Source organism: Companilactobacillus suantsaicola, assembly GCF_004745525.1.
In the GTDB taxonomy this organism is placed as follows: domain Bacteria; phylum Bacillota; class Bacilli; order Lactobacillales; family Lactobacillaceae; genus Companilactobacillus; species Companilactobacillus suantsaicola.
In genome coordinates this window covers 35,735-53,553 of record NZ_RKLY01000019.1, presented here as the reverse complement: position 1 = coordinate 53,553, position 17,819 = coordinate 35,735, and the positions used below count along the sequence as shown (strand labels likewise).

Sequence of the window (17,819 nt, the reverse complement as noted above, 5' to 3'; positions counted from 1 at the left end):
TGAACTTTTACAATATCCGGCTTTTCGTCCATTAAAAATACCTCACCATTTATTTTGATGAGGTAATCATATCGCTTATTGTGGACCGAGAGAATACGGTCGGTTATTTACTGCTTACAATTCATTTTTCTTTAATTCAGGTTTTTCCCGATTTTTTTGTAAATTTGAAAAATAAAGAGATATGTCAAAGGTGACATATCTCTTTATAAATCAATATCCAGAATTTGAATAACCACTATTACCAGAACCAGTTCCGTTTGAAGAGCTAGAGTTAGATTGAGAACCAATATTATTGATATCTTCAGCAGTTTGATTTGTCTTAGAACTTTCGGTGGCTGGATCATATGCGATAGTACCAGTCTTAGCTTTAGATAAATCAAGATTCTCACGAATAAAATCAGTAACACGTTGTAATTCTGACTTCTTCATTACTTCCATACTTTGTTTGGCAACTTCCTTACTTTCACCTTGTAGATGTGTTTCAGAAGTATGCTTTCTTACAGAATTATAATCCTTAGCAAGTGCTGTCAATTCATCAAAGGTTAAATCTGTTTGCGTTTGATCAGATAATGAATTGATGAAACTTTGATTCAATAATGTCGAGATTGAAGTACTTTTATGTACCAATGAAGTAAGAACTTCTCTTTGACGAGTTTGACGACCATAATCACCCTTTGGATCATCATAACGCATACGAGAATAAGCTAAGGCTTTTTTACCATTCATATGAGTCTTTTCGCCTTTTTTGAAACTGTACCCTTCATAGGTAAAACTCAATGTAGGAGTAACATCTACTCCACCGACTTTATTAATAACTTTTTCCATTCCACCCATATTAATAAGTGCATAGAAATCGATTGGAACATTCAAAAGTTTTTGAACAGTATTAATTGCTGTCTTTGTTTGACCATATGAGTATGCTGCATTAATTTTTGCTGGTGAAACTGATTTGTACCCAGGAATATTAACAGCTGTATCACGAGGAATACTTGTTACAGTTGTCTTTTGATTCTTAGGATTCAAAGTGATAACCATCATACTATCAGTACGACCTTTATAATCACGTCCTAAGGCACCGGTATCTGTCCCCATTAATAAAATAGAAATAGGTTTCTTATTCTTTAGAGCATCACTTACATCACGTTCTTTAGTTACACCAGATGGCTTAAAAGAACTATTAACAGAATCTTTCACACCACGATAACGTGACATTCCATATGCGGCTCCCCCCAATATAATCAATAGAATAACGGATAAAAAGACATTTCTTAAGACATGTTTCTTTTTTCTTTTATTGCCATTCATAACAAACTCTCCCTCAAATTAATATATAAACTTTGAGAATCATAGTAACGTTTAATTAGTAAAATCAGTCAGTTATCATAATATCATTAATATTTTTCCTATGTGATTTAGCAACTCTATATTCTTTTTTATAATTACCAATCGCTATAAAGCTTATTAACACCTCTGAACTGGAGATACCCATTATACTTTTTATCTCATCCAAAACAGGTACAGGCCTCATAGTATTTAAAGTACATGAAGCAAGGCCATTATCAGTTAGGGCATATAGAAATGACATAACAAACATTCCACCATCAACAAATGGCTCATTTCTTTCAGTCACAGATATAAAACTAGATAGGTCCACAGTTACCAAAGACAAAACTGGAGGAATGGTGTAACCTTTGAACCCGCCTTGCAATTCTAGTAACTTTTTTATTCTTTTAGAATCATTAGTTAGATAAACTTTCCAAGGCTGTCTATTGCAGACAGAAGGAGTTCTTATTGCCATTTCTACTGAATTTTTCACTTTTGATAGATCAACATTTGAATCATCAAATTCTCTTACACTATGTCGTTCAAAAATCAACTCTGAAAACGACATATTTTTTTTGTTCAAGTATAAAACATCACTACCTGCAACATCTGGAGCACTGTCATACTTAAATCTATCAAACTTTTTATGAAACTTTGGCATAGGAACATTTAAATTTTTATGTTTATCATCATATGCCTTTAAAACAGAAATGGCATTCAAGTATTCCATTGAATTCAAATTATAATTTAATTCGTTATACTTACTTAAATAATGAAATAGATTATTTAGTGCTCTTTTGCCAAACCTAACTCTAAAATTGGGATGACTCAATCCTTTTTCTATCGCATGAGAATAAAAAATCAGTTTAGCTTTGATCTGTTTTTCATCACTTCGTTCCCACATTCCGGAGTATTTGGAATAACCATTTAAATCGTTCAAATAATTCTTATAAAGAAATCTTCTTTTATTCATTTTCTTTATTTCTTTAACAATAACACTTGGTAAAATTTTTTTCATTTCTTTCTTTATAGACATTACTACACTCCTTTATCTTATTTTAAAATTATCACTTATTTAAAAATCTTTTAATCACAGGGACAAACTCTTTAGAATTTATAAAACTAATAACTATGACTATTAAAAGAGCCATTACCATTGAAAAGCGACTTTTATAAACATACATCACAAATATCTCAAAAAAAATGAACATTTGAGAAAATAATATTATTTTCCATTTTATAAGAATATGAACAAACCTTCGGCTCCCCCTTAATCTCAAAATGGAAACTACCATAAAGGACATCATGGCTCCTATACCCGCTCCAACTACTCCTACGAGTGGTATAAGAATCAAATTTGCTATTACATTAACCGTCGCTCCGACTATGGTTGTTGATAGTAACTGTCCAGTTTTCATAGAAGTAGTATAAACAGTCCCTAAGAATGAAGATATACATGAATATAAAACAGCCAGCGATAACCACGGAACTATTCTCCAAGCAGAATAATACGAAGAAGTGGCTAAAATATGAGTAAACAATTTTGAAAACATGGTAAGTATTGATACTCCAATAAAAAGTATACTTATCGTAGCATTTAATACTATACTAAAAAATTCTCCAGCATCTTTACTCTTAAATTCCTCAACTGCCGAAATCTGCCAAGCTTGAGTAAAAATTGAATAAAAAACTGAAATTAAAGAAGGGATTTTATTAGCTACCGCGTAGATACCGTTTGCCGAAGAACCCAATAATATTATTATAAAAATTTTATTTGCCGAATTACTAAGCCACCAAGAAATTGCGTTTGGTATCAACGGAATACTATAAACCAGCATTTTTAAAATCAATTGTCTATTAATATTCTTAAGTTTTATATATTTCCAGGCACTTAATGATATAAATAGAAAAATAATACCAACTATTTGAGCAATTAGCATTGAGGCTAAATATCCAGAAAGTCTCCAACCCATTACAACTATTAATAGTATATTACTGAGAACAGTAACTAGTGTCATTAAAATTCCGGTAGCCGCATATAGCTTAGATTTCCCTATTCCTCGTGCAAATTGTTGAAACATTGATTCAACAGCACTTGCGTAAGTGAGAACACAAACATAAACCCCATAATTGATTTTACTAATAAATGGAATAATTACTATAAATATTAAAAGACTAATAGAACTAACAACTATTCCTCCCGTTAGAACATACCCATTTTCTGATTTTTTATCCAAAGCAAATCTAAAAACTGCATCAATAACGGATAATGTGAACACAGGAGTTAATAAACTCACAAGAGTAGATAACACATCAGATTTTCCATACTGAGAAGTTGTTAAATATCTGGTATATAACGGTACCATTAAAAAAGTAATTATCTTACTACCTAAATTACCTATAGCAAATATAGCCGAATTTGAAAAAAGTTTTTTATATCTATTCATAGAATCTCCTAAAAATAATAAAACATTAAAATTCAAGTCCATTTAATGAATCATTTAAAAATTCAATCGATTCACGTTTTCTTTTATCCAGCTTTTTCTTTACAGATACGTAATCGATAACTGTTTCTTTTATTTTGCCATCATACCAACGGGATCCGAGGTTTAAATCATCAAACAATGTGTCCAACCTTGAATTCATTGACGGACCTGTATAATTTCGATTAAACACCTCAAAATATTTTTCAAAAATAATTGAAAAAACACAAGCATGAAATGAATCAGTAAAAACAGCTTCTGCTTGACTAAATAGATTAATGAATTCACTAGGATCTGCCTTCCATAAATTCACATCCGAATATGTCATTAGTGTTTTAACCTCGTAACCTTCTATTTTTGCAAAATCAGTTATGTATTGTCTCTCAAATTTATTTGGTTTTCCAAGAAAATATACTAGAATAAATTTTTTTGAATATAATTTTTTGTTGGTTATTAATTTCATCCATTCACTTTTATCTAAAAGAAGAGTTGGGTCTAAAACTATAGTAGCTTTTTGACCGGATATCTCTTCAACCAAATTTTTGCCTACTTTTTCTCTTACGGATATGTAATTAAAACTGTTTAGTCCTTTTCTATATATATTTAAAAGATTATCAGGTACGCTATCAACTCCAAAGGATGCAGCATAACTAATTTTTGGTTTTTTACTAAAAGAAATAAAATCAAATGATGAAAATCTGGTAAAATTATAATTCCAAACTTGATCACTTCCCACTACATAACAATCAATATCCCTATCAAAATCAAAAACTTTTGTATTTTGATTTAAAACAAAATCAGATTCATGTATATATTTTTCTGTAAATTTTTTAAAATTCTCTTCTCTCAAAGAATTAAGCCTCTTTGACTGCTTTGCTTTTGAGGCTTTCCTAATAATCTTTTTATACCCTTTTTTTAGTAAACCACCTTCCGCAAGTAACCTTTTTATTCTTTTTACTCTGGGCTCTTTATTTACTATATGAGTATAATTCTTAAGGGTTATTACCTCATGTCCCTGATTTTCTAGAACCTTCTGTAACGCATAATTCTGTAATCTATTCCCATAATTAGAATAATCTACAATTGTATCTATTGCTATCCTCATTAGAATTTTCCTTCCAGTTAGAAGTTTACTTTCTCCTTATAGGTACAAAAACAAAGCTTTCACTTTCTCCTTAAAGGAAAAACTTCTATTTGTTAAAAGTAATAAAATATTTTTTCTAAGATACTTAATAATTTCCTTACTATCTTTTGTATAATAATTATATTTTTTGATTCGTCCAACAAGTTTTAAAGTAATCTTCATTTTTTTATGAAGAAATACATCTGAATTAAATTTACTTGTCGACTTAAGTACCTTTGCTTCTGCTATGTTTACTGCCTTCCATTCTGATATCCAATTTTTATTAAATTCGTTTGATATTTTATAATTCTGCATTACACCATCATTATTTATTCTGTAATGATATAGTACATCCGCAATCTCGCACCAAGATTCTACATTACTCAGATATAACGCTATAAAAAGCATATCTTCTCCTATGTATATACTTTCATCAAACTTCAAATCATTTCTTTGTACCACAGAACTAAGGAAAACCTTATTCCATAAGGCAGAACAAATACCATGATGTTTTAATACTAATGACATAGCTTGGTTCAAATCGCTACTAACTGAACATTCTGAACGTACAAAGGTATCTTGACCACCGGAAAATTCCGTATATCCACAAGTTAAAAATTGTACATTTTTTTCACAAATAATTTTAATCATCTTATAAACATAATCATTTTCTATTAAGTCATCAGCGTCTATAAAAAAAAGAAAAGTCCCAGCAGCATTTTCGATGCCTTTATTTCTTGCCGCTGAAACTCCCTTGTTTTCTTTTTGCTTAAAGATTCTTAAGTTAAAATTTCTACTTGTGTAGGTAGTTAACTTCTGCCAGGTATTATCCGATGAGCCATCATCTATAATCAATACCTCTATTTTTGAATATGTTTGTTTCTCTAACATTAACATCAATGAATCCAAGTAATGACTCCCGTTATAAACAGGTATAATAATTGAAGCTAGTCCAAACAATTTTTTTACTCCCAAAAATATTCTTTAAAATTTTAATACAGCTGTAGCTGGAACACCAGCCACTACTGTGTTTTCAGCAATATCATCTACTACCACTGCACCTGCAGCCACCACTGCATTATTACCTATTGAAACTCCCTTTGTAATTACAGCATTAGCTCCTATCCACACATTATCACCGATACTTACTTGTCTACATATATATCCATTGTTTCCATTCCGATAATCATGATCATGATCGACAATCACAATGTTATTTGCAAACTTGCAATTATCCCCTATTAAAATTCTCTCCAAAGATGTTATACTAACGTTTCTATTAAAAAAATTATTATTTCCTATTTCAATATTTCCTTTTTTTGAAATCAAGCTAAGATATCCTCTTACATTATTATCTCGACCTATTTTTATTTTTCCTTTAGATTTAATACTGATACTAATTGGCGATTCCCATTTTCTTTGAGATGGTTCGATCTCAAATTTATTATGAAACCTAATCCTAAAATAAGAAAACCGAATTATCGAATATAGATATTTTAATTTCCTTTTCATTCATTTACACCACTCTTACTGGATTTAATATAAACAGAATATGCACACAGTACAGGTACAATATAAAAATATGAATAATAATATGTTATTTCCGTTAAAACTGAAATAATTAAAGCAATCATTCCAGAAACAAGAATATTAGCTATTATTACATTACTATGCTTGGTCTGATTTACAGCATACATAAGTATAATTAACAGAATTACACAAGAAATCAGACCACCATCATGTAATACTTGCAATAGCATATCATGCGCTGGAGCTAATTTATAAGACCACCAAACTGGGATAAAACCACCATCTCCAATTTCTCCGTAACCAAACCACTTCCTCAGGGAAATGATGGATATGGCATCATTCCAAATGTCAATTCTTCCATGTAGATCCAACGATTTATTCAATATATTTTCGATTATAAATGAAAAATAATTCTGTATCCTAAAAAAGACAACTGAAACTAAAAAGAAAAAACTTAATAAAGTAGAAGTTATTGCAGGATATCGAAAATTGTAATTCTTTCCAATAAGGATGAAAGCAACTAATGCAACTATGACAAATATTCCGGTTGCGACCCATTGATTAATTAACTGCAAACCGACTACAACTAAAGAAAAATAGCTTATAAACGAGAAAAGCTTTTTTTTTGATATCCAAGAGATCAGAATCGAAACAATCATAATTGGAATTGCACTATCAGTAAACCTTGTACGCAAACCAAATAAATAATAAGGAATTCCATTTCTTTGAATTAAGCCTCCCATAATACATGTAATCAAATTAATTATAGATAAAGTTATCATAATAAGGTAAATACCCCATAATGTATCAACATAAGACCTACTAAAACCTATATCAATTACTAAAACTATTCCTATAATCATGACTGTTCTACTAATTACAGCATTACTTAAATATCCGCTACTTATATACGTCACAACCATTAAATAAATACGCCAAATTATTATTAAAAACAAATATACTGAAAATTGCTTCTTATATAAAAACATGATCAATAATAACAACATATTTAAAAATTCAAAAGCAAAAAATGCAATATGGATTTTGGGATAAAAATTAAATATCTCCGGTTCCAAAAAAGGCAAAATCATCAAAGCTACAAATAGTCTATTTTTTAAAGTGGCTTTACTAATTATCATATTTTCTCCCTTTTTAGAATTTATTAAGTATTCAAGTAAAACTTTTCGAGTTTCTTTGAAACTGAAGAAATTGAATATCCATTTTCCTCTACTATTTTCGACTTTTCTAATCTATTTACTAAATCCATCTTGATCTCCGATAATTCTGTAATGCTCTTACTCCAAACATCCAACGACGCACTCAATGAGATAAACTTATTATATTCTGTCAAATTGACCTCATCAGTTATAGTATCTGCAAAAACACAATTCAGTCCAGATGCTTGGGCTTCAATGCCAACCACTGGTAAGCCTTCATAAAAAGATGGAAGAACAAGCACATCACTCATACTCATAAGATGATTTATATCACTACGTAAATTCATAAACAAAACTTTAGAGGATAATCCCAGTAAATTCACTTTTTTTATAATATCCTCCTGTAACTCTCCAACACCAACTAATACCAGTCTCGTATCATCGTTCATTTTGTTTAAATAGTCAAAAATATCAACTAAAAAAGAATGATTCTTTTGATTTGAAAAACGTCCAACATGAAGTATTACTTTTTTACCATTTAAGCCATATCTCTTTCGATAAATATTTCTATCAGTATTAGAAAATTTAAATTTATTTATATCCACGGCATTTTTAATTAATACAAAATTCTTTTCTCTATAACGACGGTTCAAAAACATATATCTAGCTGCCTTATTTGAACATGCAAAAAAATCTGTCGCCGACATTTCTAATAAAGGTTTAGAGACTTTCATTAAAAATCTTTTCAATCCACTATCATTTCCCGCATTATGAGAATGGACTATTATTCTTTTTACACCACATATCTTTGCAATCAAAGCCACCTGAACATTAAACAATGTGGAACCTGAATTAATATGTACTATTTTATACCTCATCGACTTTATTAGACGACTGAGTCGAAAAAAAAACTCTATTTTTCTTTTAAAAAGATTTCCTTCGGTTTTTAATTCAATAATCCTACCATTCATTTTCTCTATTTCTTTTTCTTTACTCCGAAATGATGTACACTTAGGGGCTACAAAATCGAATGTCACCTTACTATGATCCATTTCAGCATACAGATTAAAAAGCATTGATGACACACCACCATACGATTCCCCCAAATTAATTTGCATTACTCGTATCATTATTTTCCTCTTTTCATACACAATTAGCTTTTATGTATGCCTGATATTTCTAATGTCCGCTGACAATTATGACCATCTTGAAATCTATTTGATAGGTTATTAATTTTAACCCTAGAATTTTCAAACTCATCATTATTGGCGACTACATTTTCAATAAATTTTTTTAAATCATTAATTGATTTTATTTTCATACCTGGACGAAATTTCTCGGGATCAACTGCAAATCCCCTACTATTTTTATATTCATCCACATCGTCTTCGGTAAAGCCGATAGGTCTGTTCAAAAGGAGATAATCATAAAAAACTGAAGAATAATCAGTAATTAACGCATCTGTACATTTCAAAAAACGATAAAGATCATATCCTTTTGATTCAAAATAGTCATTTGTCATCAATATCAAATTATGAAAACTAGACGTATTTATCCTTTTTATATCTTGCATTGGATGAAGCTTAACAATTACCTTAACATCGATATCTGATAAATACTTATCAAATCGTTTCAATTCATCATCTTTTAAAAACGGAACAACATTTTGTTGAAATCCATCATTTTGACCTAAAAATTTAGATTTTCTAAAAGTTGGCATCCACATAATAATTTTCTTAAATTCACCTAAATCATATTTTGGATTCTTTTGGTAAAAAACATCTGTCCTTGGATGCCCACAAACTATAATTTTTTCATCACTACAATTAAATTTTTTCTTCACAATAGGTTGAAAATAATCAGAACTACTATATACATAAGAATAAAATTGATCTGCTTTTGAACTTGTATTTGTCATATTTGTTGCGAAACCCTTAAAAGATGTACCGTGCCACATTTGAATAACATTTTGCTTTTTTCCAATTCTAATGGGTAATTTACCAAAGCAATAAAAAACATGTCCTGATTGAAAGTAATACTTAATACCTTCAAATGGATTAACAAATTTTACATTTTTCGGAGCACTAGCGACAAATTTCTCATGACCTTTTACAGAACAAATGATTTTGTAATAATCATTATATTTTTCTGAAATTAAATAATCATATAAGTATTTAACATTATCACGAAAACCTAAATCCGAATATATTAAAATTTGGTGGTTATTCTTGGGAATCACTTGATTAGCATTTGAAAATAATTTAAAAACAGAATTGATTAATAAATTTTTTAAAAACACATTCTTTATCATTTAATTAACCTACTCACTTATTCTTTCATCTTTTACAACTCTCATACCAGTTGAACTAACGCCCTTCGTTCTTGGTAAAAAAATAACCTGAACATTCTTCTTTGATAAATCTGAGACAGTTTGTGTCCATCTTTCATTCCCTTTCCAATCATCTCCAATAAAGATTGCATCAAACCCATATTTATCTAACTGTTCAAGTTTATCGAGTGTTTCAGCAATAACAGCTTTATCAACCGCTTTAACATTCTCGACGATTTTTTTTCTATTGTCCTGAGAGACCACTGGTACTTTACCCTTATATTCTTTAACAAGCCTATCTGAATTAACCCCAACAATTAATTCATCACATTGTTCCTTTGCATTATTGATCAAATTCAAATGTCCGATATGAAACATATCAAATACGCCTTGTGTATATCCTTTTTTAAATTTCTTCATTTTAACATCCCTCTAGAGATTATCTAAATAATCCGTCAACTAATTCTTGTAATCTTTTATTAAACTCAAAATTATTACTGTTCAAATCTTTATCTAAATGGTTAACTTCATTATTATAGTTCTCTATAATCTTTCCTAAATCCTTAATATCCTCGACTACAAGAATATTCTTTTTTCTTTCAGCAACCAATCTAACAAATTCTAATTGATGGTTATTAACATGTTCATTAAACTTACTCAGCCTTGGCACTACAATTGGAATTTTATGCATTTGAAGTGGCATTATAAAACTCGATGGCCCACCATGTGTGATAACAATTCTAGCGTCAGATACATCTTTTGAAATATCCCTATGACTTAAGAACTTTTCTGAAACACAGTACTTGGGAATATAATTTGAATACCCTCGCTGTATAATAACCTTTTCTTCTATTATTCTATTCTTAACTAACATATCTATCTCTTTAATCAAACGATCAAATGGTTGCTCGTGCGTTCCTACGGTTACAAAAATCATAATTATCACCTAAAAAATACTTCCTAAATTAATTGCTTTTCGATAAACCCTCTTCATTTCCTCCCATTCAACTATAAATAAATCTGTAATTGGGTAAACCATTTTTCCAGTAATCGTTGATTTATTTATTCTATCAAAAACCTCTATATAAACGAGTTTAGCTCCATATACTTTACCGACATAAAAAAAAGGTACGGCCACCGCTGCACCAGATGAGACTATTAGATCCGGACGCTCTTTTCTAATTATTTTTATTGCTAGAATAGTATTCTTTATTAATGCTTTAATACTTCTATTAGTGGGAAAAAAGCAATTGTAAACTTTCTCTTCAGACAACTGACTTCTGGCATCCTCTTTATCAAAAGTAACCCAAAAACGTTCTTTTCCCTCTAGAAATGGTTTCAACATCATAAGGTGTGTTAAATGTCCACCACTAGATCCAACCATACATACTTTCATATACAAATACCCTTCCTTTTAAATACATATTCATAAAAAAATTAAATTCTGATTTCTTGACCAGCGGTCCTTCAATTTAAAAATAACATTTCTTAAATTAATAAGCTGCATTAGGTTTTATAAAAACAAGTATGGTTTTAAATAAAATTAATAGATCAAGCATTATGCTTCTCATATTTATATATTTGATATCCAATTCTACCATCTCGCTGAATCCAACTGAATTTCGTCCACTGACCTGCCACAAACCAGTGCAGCCCGGTTTAACTAAGAGTCTTTGTTTGTCATGCTTAGAATACTCCTCAACTTCTCTTGGTAAGGGTGGTCTTGGCCCAACAAGACTCATATCACCAATCAGTACGTTTAATAACTGTGGAAGTTCATCTATACTATATTTTCTAATGAATTTTCCAACTTTTGTAACTCTAGGATCATCTTTCATCTTAAACATCGCACCATCTATTTCATTATTATCTAATAACTCCTTCAGATGTTTATCCGCATCAACTATCATAGAGCGGAACTTAAACATTTTAAATGACTTTTGATTTTTCCCCAAGCGCAGTTGTGAATAAAAAACCGGTCCAGTAGGATTCTCAACCTTTATTGCTACAGATACAATCAAAAAAACAGGTGACAATATTACCAATCCTAGAAGACTAGCTATAAAATCAAATATTCTTTTAATTGCTAGATAACAATATCGTTTCTTTTGATGTTTAAAACCAATGGAAGTGCTTTCTTTTTTCTGTTCAAAATATTCCATTACTTTCCCCCCCTTGACAAAGAAGACTCTAATAATCTAAAAGAACCAGAATCTTCTTTGCTTAATCAAACTATTTATTCTCTTTATATTTAATTCCTCAATATCATCACCATTAATAATGTTTTTAGCATTCATTTTATATAGATCAGCTCTCTCGGGTCCCTCTTCTTTTTCTAATTTATCAAAGGCCTCTCTCATCAAATATCTACGTCCCTTAAAATTGTGGGTATCAGATGAAAAAACAAATCCCAAATTTGCTTTAATTATATTTTCGGTCAATTTTTGAACATGTTTACCAAAAATCCCTAAATAACTGCTACTCGTCAATTGAGTTAAACATCCCATTTTTACAAAATCATAAATCTTATCTGGATCTTCTTGAAATCCATGATTTCTTTCTGGATGAGCAATTACTGGAGTGATTCCTCTTGTCGTTAAATCAAAAATCATATCTGCTGTATATTCTGGAATTCCACTATGCGGTAATTCCAGTAAAAGATACCTATTACTTTCATCCATAAATAAAACATCGTCTTGAGCAATTGCATCCATTAATTCACCAGTTAGATGGACCTCTTGACTAGCAAATACTGTTAGCGGTATTCCCTCACTATCTAAAGCTTGTTGAAACTCATCAGTTTTTCTAATCACATCCTTTTTGTGGTTAGTGTACTCTCCATCCATATGATGCGGAGTAACCAGACTGTTAGTAATTCCTTGATCTACAGCTGCCCTAGCCAAATCTAATGACATCTGCATATCTTTGGAACCATCATCAACGCCTGGCAATATATGGCAATGCAAATCAATTAATTTCATTTCTCTTTATCAGCTCCATAGTATCCTCCATAATAACCACCATAGTATCCACCATAATAGCCTTGTGACTTTTGTTTTGTAACACGATTCATAATTACACCTAAAATATTAGCGTGAACTGTATCTAATAATTTTTTAGCATGAGCAACTCCAGCTTTTTCAGCGATTCCTTGTGGTACGACTAAAACAACCCCATCAATTTGTGCTGAAAGAACTTGCGCATCGGTAACAGTATTTACAGGTGGAGCATCCATAATCAATAGTCCAAATTTATCTTCAAGACGAGTAATCAAATCTTTAGTTCTCATACTACCCAAAAGTTCTGATGGGTTTGGTGGAATTGGCCCACTAGTAATTACATATAGGTTTTCAACCATTGTAGGTTGAATAACATCTTCAAATGATGCATTCCCCAATAAGTAACTTGATAAGCCGACACGATTGCTAACGTTGAATGTTTTATGAATTGTAGGACGACGAAGATCAGCATCAACTAAGACAACTTTTTCTCCTTGTTTGGCCCAAGTTACTGCAACATTATTACTTACCGTTGATTTACCCTCTGAAGGTGCGGAAGAAGTAAACAAAATAGAATTTAATTTCTTATCAACTGATGAAAATTGAATATTAGTCCTAATTGTATTGAATTGTTCGGCAATAGTACTAGTAGGATCATCGTAAGTGATCAAACCGACACCATGTTTCAAACTATAATTACCTAACTTAGTTGTCTTCTTTTTAAATAATCCCATGTTCCTAAACCCTTCTATGATTTCTTGCTGAATTATGATTATTCAATTTAGATTGAAATTTCTTGTGTTCAACAGTTCTTTCAATATCTTTTTGATCAATTTCTGTTACTGTACCTAAAGCAGTTAGTCCTAAATCATCTGTTAAGAATGTCTCACTTGTAACGGTCCTATCTGTTAATTCACGGATAAATGCTAATCCTATACCAAGAACAATACCAATAACAATACCGGCCAATATATTTAAAGTCTTTCTAGGACTAACGGGCTTCGTATTTGTCATTGCTTCAGAAACAATTGAAACATTATCGATACTCATTATTTTCCCAACTTTTTTCTTAAATACTTTAGCTGTTAAATTTGCTATAGCTGAAGCCGTACCCGCATCGGTTGATTTTGCTGAAACAGAGAAAACTTGAGAATTTTGTGAATTACTGATAGATAAAGAATCTTTTAAAGCATTCATAGATCCTGGATACCCTGGATAAGCCTTAACTTCCTTATTAACATCTTTTAAAACGGTAGGACTAGTAATAATATCCTTATATGTACTAATCATTTGCACATCGGCTTGAGTTTGTTGAAGTTGTGCTGCTTGTTGATTATCTGATAATTTACGATTTACCAAAATTTGTGTGGTAGCGCTGTACTTCGGCGTCATTACAAAGAAAGTAAGAAACGCTGCGGCTAATGTCGCAACGATTGTTGTCCCCAAAATTGCTTTTATATGTTTGCGTAGGATGCCGACAATTTGCATCATACTAATAGTTTGTTCTGATTCCACTTCGTCCTCCGAATATATAAAAATTATTATAAATTATATACATAAAAATCCCAGCTTATTAAAGCATGTATAAAAAGTATAGTCCACTTGTTCTTTTGGAACAATAAATCTTGAAAAATTTAGCATTTTGGTAACGTTTACTCGAAAAAATCAAGTATTTAGCACTTTTACTCGGAGTTTAATTCTAACTTTTTGCATTTTTAATTGCTATATACGAATTTTTAATTTGAATCAGACAAATTTTCGAAAAAGTCTCATCTCTTCCCCTAAATCAGATATACGTGATGGCTCTATTGCCTCGACGGATATTTTGCTTGTTCCAAAATCCACATCTTATAAAATAGCAAATTATGCTGTACTCTAAAAATGCTTTATGCACTACAAATAACATGAACAATGACATACGATTCGACAATTCCTCGTGAAAATCTTCATTAATTTGGTCGTGTTTCTTGCTATTATTAGTATTCCTATAATAGTTCACTAATCTTTCCAAGCAAAAAAGACCTGTACTAGACAAGTCCTTTTAAATTATTCTGGAGCCAAGCAATGTGATTTTTTTCGCGTTCGATAGCCCGTGTCAAAATCAAATAGTGGCCGTAATTTTCGTTGATTTGTGCCTCATTAAAGAAGACTGTTTCCAGGCGCTTTTTTAAATGTGCGTATTTGTCCTGATTAATTGCGAGTTCTTGAGTGAGTAAGTGCTCCATCAAAGGATCTTTTTGATCACGGATAAAGTACAGTTTTAGAGAAAATAGATTGTCGTCATTCAATGGTTCTGCCAACCAAGCTCGTAAAGTGGATTGACCCAGTTTGGTTATCAAATAGTAAGTCGATTTGCCATCGTCTTCATCAGTTAGCCAACCGTCAGTTTTCATGCGGGCTAGTTCGGGATAGATCTGGCTATGTGAGGCATGCCAAAATTCGCCAACTTCATTTTTGAATTCTTGGCTGATCTGGTACCCTGACAATTTCCCCTTATTATTTATCAAGCCGAGCAATACGTACGGCAGTATCCGTCTCTTAGGCATAATTCCTCCAAAAAATAATATACGTTATACTGCTTTATTTTAAGCTATTTGTTGACACGTTTATAGTCTTTATCGAAATATTTACCATTTCTTATATCGTCAGGCATCCCTGCATATGGTGCTTCACTGATAACGTCTTCGTTGTCTTGTCCAGCAGCGCCCATGTATGTGATGTTAGCAAATTCTGGGACAACTAGTTTTGGATAAGTTTCGTATTTTTCGCGTGACTCTTCCATTAAATCAATATGTTCATTTTGATATGTGACAGTTATTTCTGGATGTTCCTCAACCCACTTTGGGAAGAAGATGGTTCCATGGAGTTTCTTCTCGTTAGGCATAAAATCGAGTGCCACGTCGGTTCCGGTTGGTTCAGTCCAAGAAATTTTGTAGATGCCTTCTGTCAACATGACGATGTTAGCTTCTTGATCAGTCACCCAGCGGCCACCAACCATGCCACCGTGAATGCGGTAGTCAACGGTGTGGTCGTTTTTGGCGTACCATTCATATTCCCAGCCGTTATCGTAAGTGTAAATAAAGTGTGTCCCTAAAAAGTCTTCTAAAGTTTTAAATGTTTTTTCCATGTTTTAGCATCTCCTTGTGTCGTTATCGACAATAAATAGTATATGTCGATATTGACATACGGTCAAGGATTTTATTTTTGACATAGAAAAAAGACCAATCTGTGATTGATCTTTTATAAGGAAATCTATTTGGTAATATACTGAATTCGAATAGTGATACGCTATAAAGCTTATTATAATCAAAGTATAGTCATGTTTTTGGAGAGTGACTAACTCTATTGGCTTAGTGGCTTTCATAAGCGAATGGTTGTACCCCCTCGGTAAACTTTGGTGAAATGGAGGGTTAACTATGAGTGAAAGGATGCGTGGCGGTGAATCTTGAATGAGCTCTCAGAGTTCTTAGTCCAAGTGGGTGTTGCATTGATTCTTTATGCGATTGCCTATTGGATATTCAAAAAGGCTAATCCAAAGGATTAGCCCATCACCAAAACTATTCGATGTCATGATTGAGATCACAGGAAATCCCCTCCTGTGGTCTCTTTTCGGTTACATCCATATTATAATGGATGGCCTTGCGTTTCGCAATTGGATTGGCCTTAATGGTTTATTCTTGTTTGATATAAGTTTTATTTAATTATTTATTGCTCATCTGATTCATCACTTGTGCTGTAACTGGTATTTCGGAGAACTTACCGATTGAATCTTTATCCATGACCACGGTATTTGTTGGTGAATCGGCTAAGTTAGCGAAGGCTTGGATTTGTTGGGCGGTGAAGTATTTGTTATCGGCTGAGGCTAACATTTCGTTTAGTTTCTTGATTTCGTAGGCTTTGGCATCAGCTCTGGCAATTGTGGCGGCTGCTTCTGCTTTAGCTGTAGAAACAGTAGCGTCATTTTTAGCTTTGGTTTCGATTTCAATACTTCTAGCTTCACCGTTGGCTTTAGCGATAGCGGCAGTCTTTTCACGGTCAGCTCGGATTTGTTTCTCCATTGATTCGGTGATTGAAGCTGATGGTTTTAGTTCGTCAATATTGACACGGTCGACTTTGATGCCGTAAGTGTTGGTTAAATCTCCGATGGCAAAGGCTAAATCGGCGTTGATTTTTGAGGTTGAGCCTAGGGCTTCGTTCAAGTCGATCTTACCGATGATGTCTCGTAAGTGTCCACGGACTAATTGGACCATTGATTCGACGGAATTGCTGTTTTCGTATTCGAATTTTCTGGCGTCTGTGACGTGATAATTTAAAGTGACGTTGGTTTGTACCTCGGCGTTATCTTTGGTAATAACGGAATAACCTTGTAGGGCTAGCGGTATCATTGCCAGGTCCACGATTCTGACTTTCTGAAAAATTGGAACATAAAAACTTAGGCCAGCTCTGACTTCGCGACGGTATTTTCCGAGGGTCTCGACTAAGCCGACATGATTTTGACGTACTACTTTAAATCCAAACATTTTTGCGCCTTCTTCTTATTTTATTTCTTGGATGGTGAGGATATTGCCGTTGGCTTTGATGACTTGGTAATTTCTGGTGCCATTGACAGCATCGTTTGCCAACAGGTCATAGCGATAGTAGATTCCTTTGACTTCGATCAGATCATTTGCCATGTTGATCTTATCCCCCTTCACGATAGATCCGACGATTTGGCGTTGCTCGAGGTTATTGGTTGGGACTGCTTCGCTTAATTTGGTGACGATATAGTTGTTGATGCTGCGATTGTCACGGCTGGCATCCTCTGCTATCCGGTCGTATAAATCTTTGTCTAATCTTAATGCAATCGTTTTATCTGCCATGGTTCTATTATATCAT

At 32.3% G+C, this 17,819-nt stretch carries 20 protein-coding genes; all 20 read right to left on the bottom strand.

Annotation, left to right across the window (positions count from 1 at the left end; genetic code table 11):
- Positions 1-210: 210 nt before the first annotated feature.
- Positions 211-1,305 carry an LCP family glycopolymer transferase gene (locus tag EGT49_RS08145; protein WP_135373295.1) on the bottom strand — a complete coding sequence of 365 codons (1,095 nt, stop codon included), beginning with the start codon at positions 1,303-1,305 and terminating at the stop codon, positions 211-213.
- Between the two features lie 64 nt (positions 1,306-1,369).
- Positions 1,370-2,359 carry a nitroreductase family protein gene (locus tag EGT49_RS08140; protein ID WP_135373293.1) on the bottom strand — a complete coding sequence of 330 codons (990 nt, stop codon included), beginning with the start codon at positions 2,357-2,359 and terminating at the stop codon, positions 1,370-1,372.
- A gap of 31 nt (positions 2,360-2,390) precedes the next feature.
- Positions 2,391-3,770, bottom strand: coding sequence for a lipopolysaccharide biosynthesis protein (locus EGT49_RS08135; protein WP_167849804.1), 1,380 nt, complete (start codon positions 3,768-3,770; stop codon positions 2,391-2,393).
- Positions 3,771-3,795: 25 nt separating this feature from the next.
- Positions 3,796-4,911 (bottom strand): polysaccharide pyruvyl transferase family protein, encoded by a 1,116-nt coding sequence (locus tag EGT49_RS08130; protein ID WP_135373289.1) that lies wholly within the window; start codon positions 4,909-4,911, stop codon positions 3,796-3,798.
- A 36-nt stretch (positions 4,912-4,947) separates the two neighbouring features.
- Entirely contained in the window at positions 4,948-5,889 is a 942-nt protein-coding gene (locus EGT49_RS08125; protein WP_167849803.1) for a glycosyltransferase family 2 protein, read from the bottom strand.
- Positions 5,890-5,913: 24 nt separating this feature from the next.
- Positions 5,914-6,441, bottom strand: coding sequence for an acyltransferase (locus tag EGT49_RS08120; RefSeq protein ID WP_135373285.1), 528 nt, complete (start codon positions 6,439-6,441; stop codon positions 5,914-5,916).
- A complete protein-coding gene (locus EGT49_RS08115) occupies positions 6,438-7,598 on the bottom strand; it encodes an O-antigen ligase family protein (protein WP_135373283.1) in 1,161 nt (386 codons plus the stop codon). The genes EGT49_RS08120 and EGT49_RS08115 overlap by 4 nt, the downstream gene beginning before the upstream one ends.
- 23 nt (positions 7,599-7,621) lie before the next feature.
- On the bottom strand, positions 7,622-8,746 hold the full coding sequence (locus EGT49_RS08110) for a glycosyltransferase (RefSeq protein ID WP_135373281.1): 1,125 nt from the start codon (positions 8,744-8,746) through the stop codon (positions 7,622-7,624).
- A gap of 23 nt (positions 8,747-8,769) precedes the next feature.
- A complete protein-coding gene (locus EGT49_RS08105; protein ID WP_135373279.1) occupies positions 8,770-9,927 on the bottom strand; it encodes a CDP-glycerol glycerophosphotransferase family protein in 1,158 nt (385 codons plus the stop codon).
- A 9-nt stretch (positions 9,928-9,936) separates the two neighbouring features.
- On the bottom strand, positions 9,937-10,365 hold the full coding sequence (locus EGT49_RS08100) for an FAD synthase family protein (RefSeq protein ID WP_135373277.1): 429 nt from the start codon (positions 10,363-10,365) through the stop codon (positions 9,937-9,939).
- 19 nt (positions 10,366-10,384) lie between these two features.
- Positions 10,385-10,882, bottom strand: coding sequence for a glycosyltransferase (locus EGT49_RS08095; protein ID WP_135373275.1), 498 nt, complete (start codon positions 10,880-10,882; stop codon positions 10,385-10,387).
- Between the two features lie 9 nt (positions 10,883-10,891).
- Positions 10,892-11,341: a PssD/Cps14F family polysaccharide biosynthesis glycosyltransferase gene (gene pssD / locus EGT49_RS08090; RefSeq protein WP_135373297.1), complete on the bottom strand. Its 450-nt coding sequence runs from the start codon at positions 11,339-11,341 to the stop codon at positions 10,892-10,894.
- Positions 11,342-11,438: 97 nt separating this feature from the next.
- On the bottom strand, positions 11,439-12,107 hold the full coding sequence (locus EGT49_RS08085; RefSeq protein ID WP_135373273.1) for a sugar transferase: 669 nt from the start codon (positions 12,105-12,107) through the stop codon (positions 11,439-11,441).
- A gap of 36 nt (positions 12,108-12,143) precedes the next feature.
- Entirely contained in the window at positions 12,144-12,926 is a 783-nt protein-coding gene (locus tag EGT49_RS08080) for a tyrosine-protein phosphatase (protein WP_135373271.1), read from the bottom strand.
- Positions 12,923-13,678, bottom strand: a complete 756-nt coding sequence (locus EGT49_RS08075) for a CpsD/CapB family tyrosine-protein kinase (RefSeq protein ID WP_135373269.1) — start codon at positions 13,676-13,678, stop codon at positions 12,923-12,925. The genes EGT49_RS08080 and EGT49_RS08075 overlap by 4 nt, the downstream gene beginning before the upstream one ends.
- Positions 13,679-13,682: 4 nt before the next feature.
- Positions 13,683-14,459: a YveK family protein gene (locus EGT49_RS08070; protein WP_135373267.1), complete on the bottom strand. Its 777-nt coding sequence runs from the start codon at positions 14,457-14,459 to the stop codon at positions 13,683-13,685.
- 512 nt (positions 14,460-14,971) lie between these two features.
- Positions 14,972-15,490: a PadR family transcriptional regulator gene (locus EGT49_RS08065; RefSeq protein WP_135373265.1), complete on the bottom strand. Its 519-nt coding sequence runs from the start codon at positions 15,488-15,490 to the stop codon at positions 14,972-14,974.
- 44 nt (positions 15,491-15,534) lie between these two features.
- Complete coding sequence (locus tag EGT49_RS08060; RefSeq protein WP_135373263.1) at positions 15,535-16,071, bottom strand: phenolic acid decarboxylase; 537 nt, start codon at positions 16,069-16,071, stop codon at positions 15,535-15,537.
- Between the two features lie 574 nt (positions 16,072-16,645).
- On the bottom strand, positions 16,646-17,464 hold the full coding sequence (locus tag EGT49_RS08055; RefSeq protein ID WP_135373261.1) for an SPFH domain-containing protein: 819 nt from the start codon (positions 17,462-17,464) through the stop codon (positions 16,646-16,648).
- A gap of 15 nt (positions 17,465-17,479) precedes the next feature.
- The gene (locus EGT49_RS08050) at positions 17,480-17,803 is read right to left on the bottom strand and encodes a toxin-antitoxin system HicB family antitoxin (protein WP_135373259.1); all 324 of its coding nucleotides are present in this window, start codon (positions 17,801-17,803) and stop codon (positions 17,480-17,482) included.
- Positions 17,804-17,819: the final 16 nt, after the last annotated feature.